Origin of the sequence: Oceanicaulis sp. (genome assembly GCA_040112665.1) — a bacterium.
Classification (GTDB): Bacteria; Pseudomonadota; Alphaproteobacteria; order Caulobacterales; family Maricaulaceae; genus Oceanicaulis.
This window is the reverse complement of record CP157796.1, coordinates 1,330,202-1,345,120: the sequence shown is the minus strand read 5'-3', so window position 1 is coordinate 1,345,120 and position 14,919 is coordinate 1,330,202. Positions and strand designations below refer to the sequence as shown.

The 14,919-nt window shown below is 68.7% G+C and carries 17 protein-coding genes and 1 tRNA gene; 12 read left to right on the top strand and 6 right to left on the bottom strand.

Translation table 11 applies throughout. The features are described from left to right. Position 1 precedes the first annotated feature (1 nt). Positions 2-1,216 carry a beta-ketoacyl-ACP synthase I gene (fabB, locus tag ABL308_06375; protein ID XBQ17503.1) on the top strand — a complete coding sequence of 405 codons (1,215 nt, stop codon included), beginning with the start codon at positions 2-4 and terminating at the stop codon, positions 1,214-1,216. A gap of 131 nt (positions 1,217-1,347) precedes the next feature. On the opposite strand, the gene ABL308_06370 is transcribed toward fabB, so the two are convergent. After that, complete coding sequence (locus tag ABL308_06370; GenBank protein ID XBQ17502.1) at positions 1,348-1,899, bottom strand: ActR/PrrA/RegA family redox response regulator transcription factor; 552 nt, start codon at positions 1,897-1,899, stop codon at positions 1,348-1,350. Between the two features lie 65 nt (positions 1,900-1,964). Beyond that, entirely contained in the window at positions 1,965-3,347 is a 1,383-nt protein-coding gene (locus ABL308_06365) for an ActS/PrrB/RegB family redox-sensitive histidine kinase (protein XBQ17501.1), read from the bottom strand. Positions 3,348-3,429: 82 nt separating this feature from the next. Here ABL308_06365 and ABL308_06360 point away from each other — a divergent pair, with 82 nt between their 5' ends. From ABL308_06360 to ABL308_06335, 6 genes are all read left to right on the top strand, one after another. Then, positions 3,430-4,188 (top strand): ABC transporter ATP-binding protein, encoded by a 759-nt coding sequence (locus ABL308_06360; protein ID XBQ17500.1) that lies wholly within the window; start codon positions 3,430-3,432, stop codon positions 4,186-4,188. Further along, the gene (locus ABL308_06355; protein ID XBQ17499.1) at positions 4,185-4,976 is read left to right on the top strand and encodes an ABC transporter permease; all 792 of its coding nucleotides are present in this window, start codon (positions 4,185-4,187) and stop codon (positions 4,974-4,976) included. The genes ABL308_06360 and ABL308_06355 overlap by 4 nt, the downstream gene beginning before the upstream one ends. A gap of 16 nt (positions 4,977-4,992) precedes the next feature. After that, a complete protein-coding gene (locus ABL308_06350; protein ID XBQ17498.1) occupies positions 4,993-5,640 on the top strand; it encodes an SCO family protein in 648 nt (215 codons plus the stop codon). 53 nt (positions 5,641-5,693) lie between these two features. Beyond that, complete coding sequence (phaZ, locus tag ABL308_06345) at positions 5,694-6,974, top strand: polyhydroxyalkanoate depolymerase (protein ID XBQ17497.1); 1,281 nt, start codon at positions 5,694-5,696, stop codon at positions 6,972-6,974. Positions 6,975-7,042: 68 nt separating this feature from the next. After that, the gene (locus ABL308_06340; GenBank protein ID XBQ17496.1) at positions 7,043-7,276 is read left to right on the top strand and encodes a DUF433 domain-containing protein; all 234 of its coding nucleotides are present in this window, start codon (positions 7,043-7,045) and stop codon (positions 7,274-7,276) included. Then, a complete protein-coding gene (locus ABL308_06335) occupies positions 7,273-7,599 on the top strand; it encodes a DUF5615 family PIN-like protein (GenBank protein ID XBQ17495.1) in 327 nt (108 codons plus the stop codon). The genes ABL308_06340 and ABL308_06335 overlap by 4 nt, the downstream gene beginning before the upstream one ends. On the opposite strand, the gene ABL308_06330 is transcribed toward ABL308_06335, so the two are convergent. Both ABL308_06330 and ABL308_06325 read right to left on the bottom strand, forming a co-directional pair. Continuing rightward, the gene (locus ABL308_06330; GenBank protein ID XBQ17494.1) at positions 7,596-9,137 is read right to left on the bottom strand and encodes an SLC13 family permease; all 1,542 of its coding nucleotides are present in this window, start codon (positions 9,135-9,137) and stop codon (positions 7,596-7,598) included. The two genes, ABL308_06335 and ABL308_06330, sit on opposite strands and share 4 nt — an antisense overlap. Before the next feature lie 66 nt (positions 9,138-9,203). After that, positions 9,204-9,437 (bottom strand): zinc-finger domain-containing protein, encoded by a 234-nt coding sequence (locus tag ABL308_06325; protein XBQ17493.1) that lies wholly within the window; start codon positions 9,435-9,437, stop codon positions 9,204-9,206. 140 nt (positions 9,438-9,577) lie between these two features. On the opposite strand from ABL308_06325, the gene ABL308_06320 reads away from it, so the two are divergent. From ABL308_06320 to ABL308_06305, 4 genes are all read left to right on the top strand, one after another. Continuing rightward, on the top strand, positions 9,578-10,543 hold the full coding sequence (locus ABL308_06320) for an ABC transporter ATP-binding protein (GenBank protein ID XBQ17492.1): 966 nt from the start codon (positions 9,578-9,580) through the stop codon (positions 10,541-10,543). A gap of 46 nt (positions 10,544-10,589) precedes the next feature. Beyond that, positions 10,590-10,889 carry a hypothetical protein gene (locus ABL308_06315; protein XBQ17491.1) on the top strand — a complete coding sequence of 100 codons (300 nt, stop codon included), beginning with the start codon at positions 10,590-10,592 and terminating at the stop codon, positions 10,887-10,889. A 153-nt stretch (positions 10,890-11,042) separates the two neighbouring features. Continuing rightward, positions 11,043-11,273 (top strand): helix-turn-helix transcriptional regulator, encoded by a 231-nt coding sequence (locus tag ABL308_06310; protein XBQ17490.1) that lies wholly within the window; start codon positions 11,043-11,045, stop codon positions 11,271-11,273. Between the two features lie 2 nt (positions 11,274-11,275). Further along, positions 11,276-11,749, top strand: coding sequence for a hypothetical protein (locus ABL308_06305; GenBank protein XBQ17489.1), 474 nt, complete (start codon positions 11,276-11,278; stop codon positions 11,747-11,749). Between the two features lie 109 nt (positions 11,750-11,858). Here the strand turns inward: ABL308_06305 and ABL308_06300 are convergent, their stop codons facing one another. Then, on the bottom strand, positions 11,859-13,799 hold the full coding sequence (locus tag ABL308_06300) for a potassium/proton antiporter (protein ID XBQ17488.1): 1,941 nt from the start codon (positions 13,797-13,799) through the stop codon (positions 11,859-11,861). Positions 13,800-13,917: 118 nt separating this feature from the next. On the opposite strand from ABL308_06300, the gene ABL308_06295 reads away from it, so the two are divergent. Then, positions 13,918-13,994 (top strand) — tRNA-Arg (locus ABL308_06295). A 17-nt stretch (positions 13,995-14,011) separates the two neighbouring features. Here ABL308_06295 and ABL308_06290 read toward each other — a convergent pair. Beyond that, on the bottom strand, positions 14,012-14,827 hold the full coding sequence (locus ABL308_06290; protein ID XBQ17487.1) for a LytTR family transcriptional regulator DNA-binding domain-containing protein: 816 nt from the start codon (positions 14,825-14,827) through the stop codon (positions 14,012-14,014). Between the last annotated feature and the right edge of the window lie 92 nt (positions 14,828-14,919).

The following is a 14,919-nucleotide window of genomic DNA, read 5'->3' as shown; positions in this document are numbered from 1 at the left end:
CATGCGGCGCGTGGTCGTCACGGGTATCGGTATTGTTTCGGCGATCGGCGACAGTGCAGACGAGGTGGCCGAAAGCCTGAAGGCCGGCCGCAGCGGCGTGATCGCCGCGCCCGATTACGCCGAGCTGGGCTTCAAGTGCCAGGTGCACGCCAAACCCTCCGCCGTGCCCTCCGAGCACGTGGACAAGCGCGCCTGGCGCTTCATGGGCGACGGCGCGGGCTGGGCCTGGATGAGCATGAAAGAGGCGATCGCCGACGCGGGCCTCGAAGACTCCGACGTCTCCAACGAGCGCACCGGCCTGATCATCGGCACCGGCGGGCCGAGCGTGGAGGCGATCGTGAAGGCCGCCGACACCACCCGCGAGAAAGGCCCCAAGCGCATCGGCCCGTTCGCCGTGCCCAAGGCCATGGCCTCGACCGGCTCTGCGACGCTGGCCACGCCGTTCAAAATCAAGGGCGTGAACTATTCGATCAGCTCGGCCTGCGCGACGAGCGTGCACTGCATGGGCGCGGCCGCCGAACAGATCGCCTGGGGCAAGCAGGACGTGATGTTCGCCGGCGGCGGCGAGGAGCTGCACTGGGCGCTGTCGAACCTGTTCGACGCCATGGGCGCGATGAGCTCGAACTATAACGAAACCCCCGAAATCGCCTCCCGCGCCTTCGACAGGAACCGCGACGGCTTCGTCATCGCGGGCGGCGCGGGCGTTGTGGTGCTCGAAGAGTACGAGCGGGCGAAAGCACGCGGCGCGACCATCTGGGCCGAGGTGCTCGGCTATGGCGCGACCAGCGACGGCGAGGACATGGTGGCGCCCAACGGCGAAGGCGCGGCGCGCTGCATGCGCCAGGCGCTGGCGCCGCTGAAGGGCCGCAAGATCGATTATGTGAACCCGCACGCCACCTCCACCCCGGTCGGCGACGTCGCCGAAGCGGGCGCGCTGCGCGAGGTGTTCGGCGAGGACATTCCGCCGCTCTCGGCGACCAAGTCGATGACCGGTCACTCGCTGGGCGCGGCGGGCGTGCAGGAAGCGATCTATTCGCTTTTGATGATGAAGCACAGCTTCATCGCGCCCTCGATCAACATCGACGATCTCGACCCTGAGGTCGCCCATCTGCCGATCGTGCGCGAAACCCGGAAGGCCGAGCTGAACACCGTGCTCAGCAACAGCTTCGGCTTCGGCGGCACCAACGGCACGATCGTCCTGGGCCGGCCGGAGTAGGGCTTTTCAATGAATTCCCGGCCTCGCCGCGACGCGGCGCAGAGCCGGGACCTTGCCCGGAACACAGCGCGAGTTCTGAGAGAAGTCCCGGACCTCAGGCCTGAGGCCTTGTCCGGGAATTCATGGATGGTCTAACGCGGCGCGCGCTTGGCCAGGATCCGCTGCAGGGTGCGGCGGTGCATGTTCAGCCGGCGGGCGGTTTCCGAGACGTTGTGATTGCACAGCTCGAAGACGCGCTGGATATGCTCCCAGCGCACGCGGTCCGCGCTCATCGGGTTTTCCGGCGGCTCGGGCTTGGCGTCGGGATTGGCGAGCAGCGCCTTGGCGACGTCGTCCGCGTCGGCGGGCTTGGCGAGATAGTCGATCGCGCCTGATTTCACCGCCGCGACGGCGGTGGCGATATTGCCGTAGCCGGTCAGCATGACCACGCGGCAGTCCGCGCGCGTGTCGTGCAGCACCTTGACCACGTCCAGCCCGTCGCCATCCTCGAGCCGCAGGTCGACCACCGCGAAGGCCGGCGGGTTGGTCCGGGCGATCGACATCGCCTCGCTGACCGTGCCGACCGCGGCGGTGACTTCAAAGCCGCGCGAGGCCATCGCGCGCTCCAGCCGGGTGCGGAAGGGCGTGTCGTCGTCGACGACGAGGAGCGTCTTGTCCTCGGGCAGCTGCAGATCCTCGCTCACCGGATCGCCTCCTTGATGATCGTCTGTCGAAGATTGATTTAGCCGAATTCGCCGCGCTGTCGAACCTATTGCGCCGCGTCGCGCAGCGCAGGGTCGTCCGCCCCGCCGTCATCGCCGGGCCGGCCGTCGAAAAGCGGCGGCGCCTCGAGCCCCTTGCGCGGCAGGCTGAGGGTTACTCGCGCGCCGGCGCCGGGCGCGTTGGACAGATCCACCGTGCCGCCCACGCGCTCGATCAGCGTGATGGCGATGAACACGCCCAGCCCCAGACCGCCATGGCCGGGCTCTGCGCGGCGGGTGGTGACGTAGGGCTCGCCGAGCTTGGCAAGGATGTCGGGCGGAAAGCCCGGCCCGTCGTCCTCGACCATCACCACCAGCCGCTCGGCGTTCCAGGCGCCGGAGACGGTGACCTGCTCGGTGGCGAAATCGACCGCGTTCTCGATGAAATTGCCCAGCGCGTAGAGGATCTCCGCCTTGCGCTTGAGCACGGGCGGCTCGGCGTCCTCGGGCGGGGGGAACAGCACCACGCGCAGATGCGCGCCGATGCCGCGCAAGGGCGCCGCGGCCTCTTCCAGCGCCTCGCGCAGGCCGACGCGGTCGTGCATCTGGTCCTCGGCGTCCTGGGTCTGGCTCAGGCGCTGCAGGATCTCCCGGCAGCGCTGGGCCTGGCTGACGATGAGGTCGGCGTCCTCGCGCATGACGTCGTCGCTGGCGGCGCGCTGCATCTCCTTGGCGGTGAGCTGGATGGTGGCGAGCGGCGTGCCGAGCTCGTGCGCGGCGGCGGCGGCCAGCGCGCCCAGCGCGCTCATGCGCTGCTCGCGCGCCAGCACGGTCTGGGTCGCGGCCAGCGCGGTGCCCATGCGCCGCGCCTCGCTGCCCACCCGCCAGGCGTAGACCGCCGTAAACCCGATCGCGATGGCCAGGGCCGTCCAGATGCCGACCTGATAGGTCGGCGGCAGCGCCACCATCTCCCCGTCCCGCCAGGGCAATGGCAGGTGGAAAAAGCTCAGCGTCACCGAGCCCGCGATCGCCATGCCCGCCAGCGTCACCCACCAGCGCGCGGGCAGAGCGGCGACCGAGATCACCACCGGGCCGACCAGCATCACCGAGAACGGGTTTGAAAGCCCGCCGGTCAGCGCCAGCAGCACCATGAGCTGGACGACGTCGTAGGCGAGCTGGGCGAAAGCCTCCCAGTCCTTGGCGAAACGCTGGGTGGGCAGCGCGAGGCTCAGCCAGGTGTTCACCCAGGCGCTGGCAGCGATGACCCCCAGGCACAGCCCCAGAGGCAGATCGAAGCCCAGCCCGTAATGGACGACGACGACGCACACCGTCTGGCCGATCACCGCCAGCCATCTGAGCAGAATCAGCGTTCTCAGCCGCACCCGGCCGAACATCGGCGTCAGCGCCGCGTCCGCGGAAATCTTGTCCCAGTCGCTGTCGAGCGTGATCATGAAGGCCTGTCCTCTCGCGCTCTCGACTTCCGCCCGCGCCCGTCCCATGTTCGCCGTAACCCGCGAAACGAGAAGGAAGACGATGCCGCCGTCAAGCGGACCGAGTGACGCGCCCGCAGCCGAAGTGACAGGGCTTGTAAAGCGCTACGGCGACTTCGCCGCGGTGAAGGGGCTCGACTTCACGCTGAAGCGCGGGGAGACGACCGCGCTTCTGGGCGGCAACGGGGCGGGCAAGACCACCACGCTCGCCATGATGCTGGGCCTGACCCGGCCGAGCGAGGGCCGGATCTCCATCCTGGGCTTCGACATGGCCCGCCAGGGCGGCAAGGCGCGGGCGCGGATGAATTTCCAGAGCCCCTATGTCGACCTGCCCAAGCGCCTGACCGTCCGCCGCAATCTCATGGTCTACGCCCGGCTCTACGGCGTGCCGCGCCCCAAGGAAGCCGCCGAGGCCGTCGCCGAGCGCCTGCATCTGACCGCGTATCTCAATCGGGCCACGGGCGCGCTGTCGGCCGGTCAGGCGACGCGGGTGGGTCTGGCCAAGGCGCTGATCAACGATCCGGACCTGTTGCTGCTGGACGAACCCACCGCCTCGCTCGATCCCGACAGCGCGGACTGGGTGCGCACCGAGCTCGAAGCCTGGCGGACGGACACAGGCGCGGCGATCCTGATGGCCAGCCACAACATGGGCGAGGTCGAGCGACTGGCGAGCCGGGTCCTGATGATGAAGGCCGGCCGCATCATCGACGACGCCCCGCCCCGCGCCCTGCTCGAAAAATACGGCCGCGGGACGCTGGAGGAAGTCTTCCTGGACGTCGCCCGCGCGGAGGATGCGGCGTGACCGGCCGGCTTTACGCGCTCGTCGAACGCCAGTGGGTGCTCATCCTGGGCAGCTGGCCGCGCATGGTGGACCTGGTCTACTGGCCGCTGGTGCAGATCACCGTCTGGGGGCTCATCCAGCTGCACGTCTTCAACGAGGTGGGCGGGGCGGGCGAGCTGGTGCTCGCCGCCGTGCTGGGCGCGGTGCTGCTCTGGGACGTGACCTGGCGCAGCCAGCTGGGGCTCTCGCTCGCCTATATGGAAGAGATCTGGTCGCGCAACCTGGGCAATCTGCTGGTCAGCCCGCTGAGCCCGGCCGAGCTGATCGGCTCGCTGATGATCGTGTCGGTCACCAAGACGCTGGTGGCGATGATCCCCGCGGTGATCGTCGCGGCGGTGTTCTTCGGCTTCAACATCTTCACCGTCGGGCTGGCCCTGCCGCTCTTCGTGCTCAACCTGGTCGCCTTCGGCTGGTCGATCTCGCTGCTGGCCGCAGGTCTGGTCACCCGGTACGGGCAGGGCGCGCAGGACATGCCCTGGGCGCTGATGTTCGGCATCACCCCGTTCTGCGCAGTGTATTATCCCGTCGACGTGCTGCCCGATTTCCTGGAGCCGGTCGCCGCCGCCCTGCCGCCGTCTCATATCTTCGAGGGCCTGCGCGCGCTTCTGAACGATCAGACCTTCGATCTCGGCGCACTGGGCGCAGCGGCCGCGCTGAACGTCGTATGGCTCGGCGGCGGGGTTTTGCTATATGGCTGGCTTCTGAGATCGGCGCGCGAGCGCGGCGCGCTGACCCAGATCGGCGAGTGAAGAGGAGTTTTCGACTGTGTCCCAGCGTCCTGTCTGGATGATCCCCGCCATCGCCACGTTGCTGGCCGCAGCGGCCGGCGTGGCGATCCTGACCGTGGCCCGCGGCGCGGGCGAGGCGTCGCCGGCGCGTTCCGGCCCCGTCCGTGTCAGCGGCGAGGCGCAGATCGGCGGGCCGTTCACGCTGGTGAACCAGGACGGTGAAACCGTCACCGAGGAGGACTTCAAGGGCAAGGCGATGCTGATCTATTTCGGCTTCACCTACTGCCCGGACGTCTGCCCCTTCTCGCTGCAGATCATGGGCGCCGCGCTCGATCAGCTCAGCGAAGCCGAGCGTGCGCGCATCCAGCCCATCCTGATCAGCGTCGACCCCGAGCGCGACACGCCGGAATCGCTGGAGGACTATGTGAGCTCGCCCTCCTTCCCCGAGGGCCTTATCGGCCTGACCGGCACGCCTGAACAGGTGCGCCAGGCCGCCCGCGCCTATCGCGTGCACTATGCGAAGGTGGAAAACGAGTCCTTCACCGAATACACGGTCGATCACAGCTCGATCATCTACCTGATGGACGAGAACGGCGAATTCGCCGACGTTTTCCCCACGTCCGCCACCAATCCGGACGAGCTGGCGGGCCGTTTAGAGGCTTTTTTAGCGGATCGCAGGTCATGATCGAACCTGCACGCCCCGGACGGGTTCGCCATAAGGGGCCGGAGGTTTAACCGATGCTTTATTCCCTTCTCGAGATGGGCCGGGCGGCCATGCTGCCCTGGCGCGCCGCCGCGAACGTGACCCGGCGCACGCTGCGCAACCCGCTCAATCCGATGGGCGACACGCTGGCCGGGCGCACCACGGCGGCGGCCGCGGACCTGTTTGAAAGCCTGACCCGGTATTACGGCAAGCCCGACTGGGGCGTCAGCCCGGTCGAGGTCGACGGAAAACCGGTCAGCGTCGAGATCGAGACGGTCTGGTCCAAACCCTTCTGCAATCTCATCCATTTCAAGCGCGATCGTGCGGCGCTCGGCCGCGCGCGCGGCGTGAAGCAGGGCGAGATCAAAGATCCCAAGGTTCTGTTCGTCGCGCCGATGAGCGGGCACTACGCCACGCTGCTGCGCGGCACGGTCGAGGCCTTCCTGCCCGACAGCGAGGTCTACATCACCGACTGGACCGACGCGCGCATGGTCCCCGTGCTCGACGGCCGGTTCGCGCTGGACGACTACGTTCAGTATGTCCGCGAGATGATCGCCGCGATCGGGCCTGACGTGCATGTGGTCGCGGTCTGCCAGCCCGGCCCGCCCACCCTGGCCGCGATCGCGCTGATGGCCGAGGACGACGATCCGCGCCGGCCGCTGTCGATGACCTTCATGGGCAGCCCGATCGACGCGCGCAAATCGCCCACCGTGCCGAACAAGCTGGCCGAGGAACGGCCCTATTCCTGGTTCCGCGACAACCTCATCTACACCGTGCCGGCGGTGTATCCGGGCGCGATGCGGCGGGTCTATCCGGGCTTTCTGCAGCTCACCGGCTTCATCAACATGAACTACGACCGGCATGTCGACGCGCACTGGAATTTCTTCCACCAGCTGGTCGAGGGCGACGGCGACAGCGCGGACAAGCACCGCAGCTTCTATGACGAATACCTCTCGGTGATGGACCTGACCGAGGAATTCTACCTTCAGACCATCCAGGACGTGTTCCAGGAGCACAAGCTCGCGCGCGGGCTGATGACCGTGGACGGCCGCCCGGTCCGCCCCGAGACCATCCGCGACGTGGCGCTTCTGACCGTCGAGGGCGAGAACGACGACATTTCCGGCATCGGCCAGACCCAGGCCGCGCACACGCTGTGCAGCGGGCTACCCGACGCGCTTCAGCTCGACCATGTCCAGCCCAAGGTCGGCCATTACGGCGTCTTCAACGGCCGGCGCTTCCGCGAGGAAATCGCCCCGAAAATGAAGGCCTTCATGGCCGATCACGCCGTGCGCAAGACCAAGAAGAAAGCGGCCTGAGGCGATCCGTCCCGAAGCCCGGGCCGTAACGGCTCGCGGCCTCGCCTGCTTCAGGGTATGGTTCACCCATGACCGACGAGGCGCTGCTCTCCCGCGTAACGATCGAGCCCGGCAAGATGGGCGGCCGCCCCTGCCTCAGGGGCCTGCGCATCCGCGTCGTCGACGTGCTCGACATGCTCGCAGGCGGCGCAACGCGCGCGGATATCCTCGAAAGCTATCCCGATCTCGAAGACGCCGACATCAGCGCCGCGCTGGCGTATGCGAGCAAGGCGGTCGATCATCGGGTGATCGCGGCGGAATGAACTTTCTCGTCGACCAGAACCTGCCGGTCTGGCTCGCCATCTGGATCACCGATCAGGGACTGCCCGCCGAGCATGTGCGCCGAATCGGACTGGCGCGCGCGTCGGACGGCGACATCGTCGAGGAGGCGCAGCGCCGCCGTGCGGCGATCATTACAAAGGACGGGGATTTCGCTCAGCCGCCGGGTCCCGGCGTGCCGGTGATCTGGGTCCGGCTCGGCAACACGACACATCAACGGCTCGCAAAGGACTGGCCGGCCGCATGGCCCCAGATCATCGAGGCGCTGGATGCAGGCGAGATGCTGGTCGAGGTCAGAGCCCCCTAACCCGGAAACGCCACCGGGCCGAGCACGCTTGCGACCAGCGCCACGATGGGGGCCGCGGCGAGGTTGATGCGGAAGCCCGCCTTGATCATCTGGTTCATACTGGCTGCGCCCGAGGCGTAGACGATGGCGTTGGGCGCTGTGGCGACCGGCAGCATGAAGGCGCAACTCGCTGCAATCGCGATCGGCGCGACGAGCCAGACCGGCGGCACGCCGGCCTCCACCGCGACAGCGGCGAGCACGGGCAGGAAGCCCGAGACCGTAGCCACGTTCGAGGTCAGCTCGGTCAGGAAGACCACGATCAGGCACAGGATCAGCACGGTCAGCGGCAAGGGCAGGGCCGCCACCCAGGCGAGATGACCGCCGATCCATTCAGCCAGCCCCGTCGCCTGGATCGCCGCGGCCAGCGACAGGCCCCCGCCGAACAATAAGATCACCGCCCAGGGCAGGCGCTGCACGGTGGGCCAGTCCATCAGCGCTTCGCCCTTGTGCGCCCCGCCCGCGGGGATCAGGAACATCGCCAGCGCGCCAGCCATGGCGATCTGGGCGTTGCCCAGCGCCGGCGTGACGGGCAGGCTGATCTGTCCGCTCAGCCAGGCCAGAAGCGGGTTCCAGCCGAAGCTGACGTCCTCGCCCAGCCCGATGAGAAATCCGGGCAGGTCCCGGCCCATCCACAAAAGCGCGACCGTGCCGAAGGCGAGCGCGACGCGCAGCTCCGGCGTGCTCATTCTCCCGAGCGCTTTTCTGTGTTCGAGCACGGCGGCGCGGCCGGCCGCGCTGGGCGCCCGGTTCTCGATCCTGAACACCCAGCGCGTCAGGATCAGCCACATGACGGGGATGATCAGAAGGGCGGCCGGCACGCCCAGCATCATCCACTGGGGAAAGCTCACAGCCGTGTCGAACTCGCGGGTCAGAAAGCCCATGGCGATGAGGTTCGTCGGCGTTCCGACCGGGGTCATCACCCCGCCGACCGACGCCGCATAGGCGACCGCGAGCGCCAGAGCCGGGGCGAAGCGTCTCGCGTCCACGCCCTCTTCTGCGACTGCGTCGGCGACCTTCAGCGCGATCGGGATCATCATCAGCGTGGTGGCGGTGTTGGAGATCCACATCGACAGAAGCGCGCTCGCGGCCATGAAGCCTAGCACCATCGCCGCCGGCCGTGATCCGAACGCGGCCACGACGTTGAGCGCGATGCGCGCATGCAGATTCCACCGCTCGATCGCCAGTGCGACGACAAACCCGCCCAGCAGCAGCATGACGATCGGATCGGCGTAGGGCGCGGCCGCCGTCCGCGTCGACACGATGCCGAGAAACGGAAACACGGCGAGCGGGACCAGCGCGGTCGCCGCGATCGGTATGGCTTCGGTCGCCCACCAGCTCGCCATCAGAAGCGCCAGCGAGGCCAGAAGCCAGGCCTCCCGGCTCAGCCCTTCAGGCAGCGGGATGACCTGCAGGCCCGCGGCCAGCACGATCCCGGTCCAGAAGCCGATACGCTTGGTCAGGCCCGCGCTCTCCGGCGCGACGCTCGGCGTGTCGGTCATGCCGCCCTCCCCGTCACTCGCGCGCAGTTCAGCGCGATCCGCGGGGCCAGGCAAGGCGAAGCGGGATCAGGCGTCGGGATCGTCCGGCGAGCCCTTGAGCACGAAGCGGCGGTCGCAATACCCGCACTCCACCCAGGTCTCCTCGCCCATGTCGTAATAGGTGCGCGGATGGCCCAGCGCGCCGCCCCCGCCGTCGCACATCACGCGCTTTTGCGTGACAACGATCACTTCAGGCGGCGGAAAGCCGGTGGCGCCGGCTTCAGCGGCGCGAACCTCGTTTTCGGGATCGGTGCGGCTCATGGCGGGGCTCCGGAGGCAGGCGGACGCGGGCGTGGACGCCCGCGCGGCGGCGGTCTAGGGTCCGGCCCGTCTTAAGGCGGTCGGACGCGCAGCGTCAATCGCGCGCCGCCGCGCTCCTTACGCTCAGCCAGGACCTGCCGATGCGCTCCACCGCAACGCCCGAATTCGCGCTCGAAGCCAGAGGGCTTGAAAAGACCTACCCGGCCCGCAAGACCAGCCCGGCGAAACACGCCCTGAAAGGCGTCGATCTCGCCGTGCCGACCGGCTCGATCTTCGGGCTGCTGGGCCCCAACGGCGCGGGCAAGTCGACCTTCATCAACATCTTCGCAGGTCTCGTGACCAAAAGCGCGGGGACGGCGAAGATCTGGGGCGTGGATATCGACAGATCCCCGCGCGAAGCCCGCGCCGGGATCGGCGTGGTGCCTCAGGAGCTCAATATGGACGTGTTCTTCACGCCCTATGAGACGCTGGAGCTGATGGCGGGCTTTTACGGCGTACCGAAGGCCGAGCGGCGCACAGCCGAAATCCTCGAAGCGGTCGGCCTCAGCGACAAGAAGGACGCCTATGTCCGCCAGTTGTCGGGCGGGATGAAGCGCCGGCTGCTGGTCGCCAAGGCGCTGGTGCACAACCCGCCTGTTCTGGTGCTCGACGAGCCCACAGCCGGGGTGGATATCGAGCTGCGCCGCCAGCTCTGGGAATACGTGGTCGAGCTCAACCGCCAGGGCGTGACGATCGTTCTGACGACGCACTATCTCGAGGAAGCCCAGGAGCTGTGCGACCAGATCGCCATCGTCAATCATGGCGAGGTCGTCGCCTGCGAGCGCAAGGAGACGCTCTTAAAGCGCCTCGACAAGAAGACGCTCGTCATCGAACCCGCCGAACCGCTCGAGGCCGTGCCCGCCGGGTTCGACCGCCACGAGGCCACGATCCGCCCCGATGGCGCTCTGGCGATCACCTATCGCTACGGCGAAGCGTCCGTGGCGGAGATGATCGAGACCTTCCACGCCTCCGGCGCCCGCATCGCCGACCTTCGCACCGAGGAAGCCGATCTCGAGGACGTGTTCCTGGCGCTGACCTACGGCGCGGATGCGGAAAAGGCGGGCTGAGGCGAAAAAGGAACGCCGCTCCGGCCCGATATGTTAAATTCGGGCCATGACCAAGTTTTTCGCCCGCCTCCTCGCCTTTCTTCTGGCCGTCACCTTCATGGCGGCCGCGATCCTGGTGCTGATCCAGCTCCGCCCTGAAAGCACGGGCGGGTTTGTCGTGCTCATCATCCTGGGGGTGCTCGCGATCTTCGTTCCGATCGCGCTCTATCGCTGGATGATGACCCGCTGGAAGCGCGACCATCCCGAAGAGACCCGCGTGGGCGCGGGCCTGGCCATGGGCACGGGCATCGACTCCGCCCGCCGGCGCAAGGACCAGGACCAAGACGACCTCGACCTTTACGACTAGGCGTCCGGCGCAAGGGCCGCGCTCGCGCGCGTAGCCCTGCTCCGAATTGTTGTGTATGTACAACATTTCATTTTACAGCTTATAGCGTATCGCATAGAGCTATTCCTGCGGCGAGGCTGGACACGGGGTCCGGGGGCCGCCGGGAGGGGTGAGATGAAGATTCATAACCGCATCGCCCTGCTACGCGCCGAGCGCGGCGTCTCCCGCAAGGCCCTGGCCGAAGCGCTGGGGGTGAACCCGCAGACCATCGGCTATCTCGAACGGGGCGACTACAACCCCTCGCTCGAGCTGGCCCTGAAGATCGCCGCGCATTTCGGAGCGCCGGTGGAGGCCGTGTTCTCGCTCGAGCCCTTCCCCTCGCTCTTCGCCGGCAAGGGAGACTGACGATGAGTTTCTTCTATCGCGGCAAAACCAAGGACGCGCCGGCCCTGCCGGCCTGGATCATGCGGCTGGCGACGACCGCCGCGCTGACGCTCTATCCGGCCGGATGCGTCGCCCATCTCTACGGCTCGAGCCTCGCCGGCTACGGGCTGATGGTCGGCGCGCTGATCGCCTTCATCGTCATCGCGCCGAGCTCGATGCAGCGCATCGTCGGCGAGGAGACGAAGTTGCTCGACGAGATGGAGCTCGATCTGCGCCGCCGGGCGCACGCCTTCGCCTATCAGGTGTTCGGCGCGCTGACGCTGGTCGGCATCCTCTACATGGGCATCGCCAGCGACGCGACCCGGATCGAGCTCTGGGCGCCGTCGACCTGGGACCACTGGAGCGCGCTGCTGTGGGGCGCGATCATCTGGAGCGTGGTGCTGCCCACCGCCTATCTGGCCTGGGCCGGCCCTGCTCCCGTCGCAGAGGAGGAGTGAGCATGGACGCCCTGTCTCAATTCTGGGCCGACTGGTGGTGGGCGATCTGCCTGTTCGTGCTCATCATCGCCGGCGGCGGGATCAGCTGGTCGCGCAAATCGGACAAATCCTAGCCCGGCAATCCGTCCATCACCGCGCGCAGGCGATCGGGATAGCCCGGCTCCGACGCGTAGGGTCCGAGTTCGGCGGCCAGCGCAACAGGGTCGAGATCGGCGTCCGCCGCCCTCAGCGCAGCGCGGCGGTCGCGGAAGTCCTGAAAGTCCGGATGGCTGTTCAGAAGCCTCATCTGGTCTGCGACCGCCGCGCTGAGCGAGCCGTGGGCGGCCCCGCCGAACAGCGCGTTGCGGCTCTGCGCGCCGTCCGATCCGCCCCAGCCCGACGCCAGCGCCGCCTGCGCGGTGACGAGGCGGGGCGGGACGATGTCGATCCGGCTCAGAAGATCGTCGAGATCGGCGTAGCGGCCGTCATAGACCCGCGCCAGCGCCTCGCGCTCGGCCTGGTCGGCGAGCGACAGCGTCCGGCCCTGCGCCTCGAACTGGATGAAGCGGCGGACCGTCGCCCGGTCTTCGAGAATGCGTGCGTTCTCGGTGGCCGCCAGCGTGGAGACAAGCTCTGCGAACAGGTCGCGCCGGTCGGCCGCGTCGAGATCGCTCCAGTCGGCGGGCAAGGCGCCGATGATCGGCGCGGCGCCCGGCTCGGCGCGTGACAGCGTCTGGCGCAGTTCCGCGACGGTCTGCGGATCGACTCGGCGCGGGGTGTCCTCGATGAGCCCGGCGCCGACATAGACCCCCGCGGTCAGCGCCGCCGCGCCCGCGGCTGCGATCGCCGCGCCTGCGAGCTTCTGCCGACCCGAACGGGCGTTCTGGGGCGGGGCGATCCTGAAGGCGCGGGTGACCGGCCCGGCGGTCCAGCCCTGCACCACCAGCGAGACCAGCACGACGGCGAAGGCGACCGAGAAGAACAGGTTCGCCTGCTCCACGCCTGCGAGCACGGGCACTGTCCCCAGAAAGATCGGCACCGCCCCGCGCAGGCCCATCCAGGCGATGAAGCCGGTCTCGCGCGGTTTGAACTTCTCCGGCGCGAGGCACAGGAAGACCGCCACGGGCCGCGCCACGAAGATCAGCACGAGCGCGAGCAAAAGCGCAGGCAGGGCGACCGACACCGCGTGCGAGGGCGCGACCAGAAGCCCCAGCATCAGGAACAGTCCGATCTGGGCGAGCCAGGCCAGCCCGTCTGAAAACCGCTCGGTCGCCTCGCGCGCCGGACCATGGCTGTTCGCACGCACCGACACCCCGGCCAGATACGCTGCGAGAAAACCCGACCCGCCGACCGCTTCGGCCAGCGCGAACAGGAACACCGCCGCAGCCACCGCGAAGATCGGGTGCAGGCTTTCAGGCAGGGCGACCCGGTTCCTGACGAGCGCTGTGGCCCGACCGCCGAGCACGCCCACCGCCGCGCCGGCGAGCAGCGCCCAGAGGATCGAGCCGCCCAGCGGCAGCGGATCGGGCACCGCGCCGCTGACCAGGATCTCCACGCAGGCGGTGACCAGGATCACGGCGACGGGATCGTTGAAGCCGGACTCCGCCTCCAGCGTCGCCACCACGCGCGGCCGCGCCCTGAGCTCGCGCCCGCCCAGCAGCGCCAGCACCGCCGCCGCGTCGGTGGAGCTGACGATCGCGCCCATCAGAACGGCCTCGGTCCAGCTCAGATCGAACAGGGCGCGCGCGGCCAGCGACGTGACGCCGGTGGTGATCAGCACGCCGATGGTGGCCAGGCTGATCGAAGGGCGCAGCACCATTTTCAGCCCGCGCACCCGCGTGCCCAGCCCGCCGTCGAACAGGATCAGCGCGAGCGCCAGCGAGCCCAGCAGATAGGCGGTGTCCATGGCGTGAAAATCGAACCCGCCCGGACCCTCCACGCCCGCCAGCATCCCCAGGCTCAGGAACACCAGCAAAAGCGGCGCGCCCGCCCGGCTCGTCGCCGCCGCGCCAGCGACGGCGAGCAGCACCAGGCCCGAGGCGGCCAGAAGGACGAGATCGGAGTTTTCCATGTGCGGGGACTAACGCATGCCGGCGGCCCCGCGTCGAGCCGCCAGGCGGTCTGCGGCGCCCGGGGATTGCGCGGGGCGATTGAACCGGGCGCGAGGCCGGGTTAAGAGGGCGTCAGACGCACCCGTAGCTCAGCTGGATAGAGCGCTGCCCTCCGAAGGCAGAGGTCAAAGGTTCGAATCCTTTCGGGTGCGCCATCTTTTCCCGGCCGGGCCTAAAGCAGTCCCGCCCGCCTCAACGCCGGCGCATAGGTCCGGCTGACGGGAGCGGTGAGGCCGGCTTTCAGCTGCGCCTGTCCCGTGCCCCTGCGGTAGGACGCCGCCTCGATCGCGTCGGCGCGCGCCCACCAGGACCGGTGCAGCCTGTGACCGGCCGCGCCTGCCTCGACCGCCTCAAGAGCATCCGCGAAGCGCATCAGGACGAGGTCTGAACCCGCTTCGGTGTGCACGCGCACATAATGATCCTCGGCCTGAAGCGCGATCAGCGGCGAACCGCGCAGCCTGGCGGGAAGGCGCGTCGCGATTGCAGCGGGCGGAAGCATGTCATCCCCCGGCGCTTCCTCAGGCGGCGTCCCGTTCCAAGCGGCCTCGCCGGAACGCCGCCGCGCCAGCCGGGCGAGCGCGAGCGTGCCGACTGCGGCGAGGGTCACCACCAGCACCGCAGGCAGAAGTTCGACATAGATCGCCCAGCGCGGCGTATAGCCGAAGACGAGCGCCCCTGCGGCCACGACCACTCCGGTCTGCACGGGCGTCGCGGCCAGCGCGGTCAGCGCCGCCACCGCCCAGTCCGGGGCCGCCGGAGCCAGTGCGCGCACGATCCGCTCCGCGCCGAACACCACGAGCCCGCCGGCCAGCATGACGCCCATCCAGTAGAGCGCGCGCGCCGCAGCAGGCGCGGTGTCGGTGTCGAACGGGCCGATCGCAGCGAAAAACGCGCCGGCGGCGGCCATCACCGCCAGGTCGGCGGCGAGCTCGCCGCGCCAGGACGCCGCGCGTCCCGGCCGATCGGATGAAGCGCCGGCGTCAGACATGAGACGAGTCTATTCCCGACCCTGGCCCGCCGGTCAAACCCGTGACGCTCGCGCGTCGCGAACGTCGCTCGGCAGGACGCTCACGAAGGCGC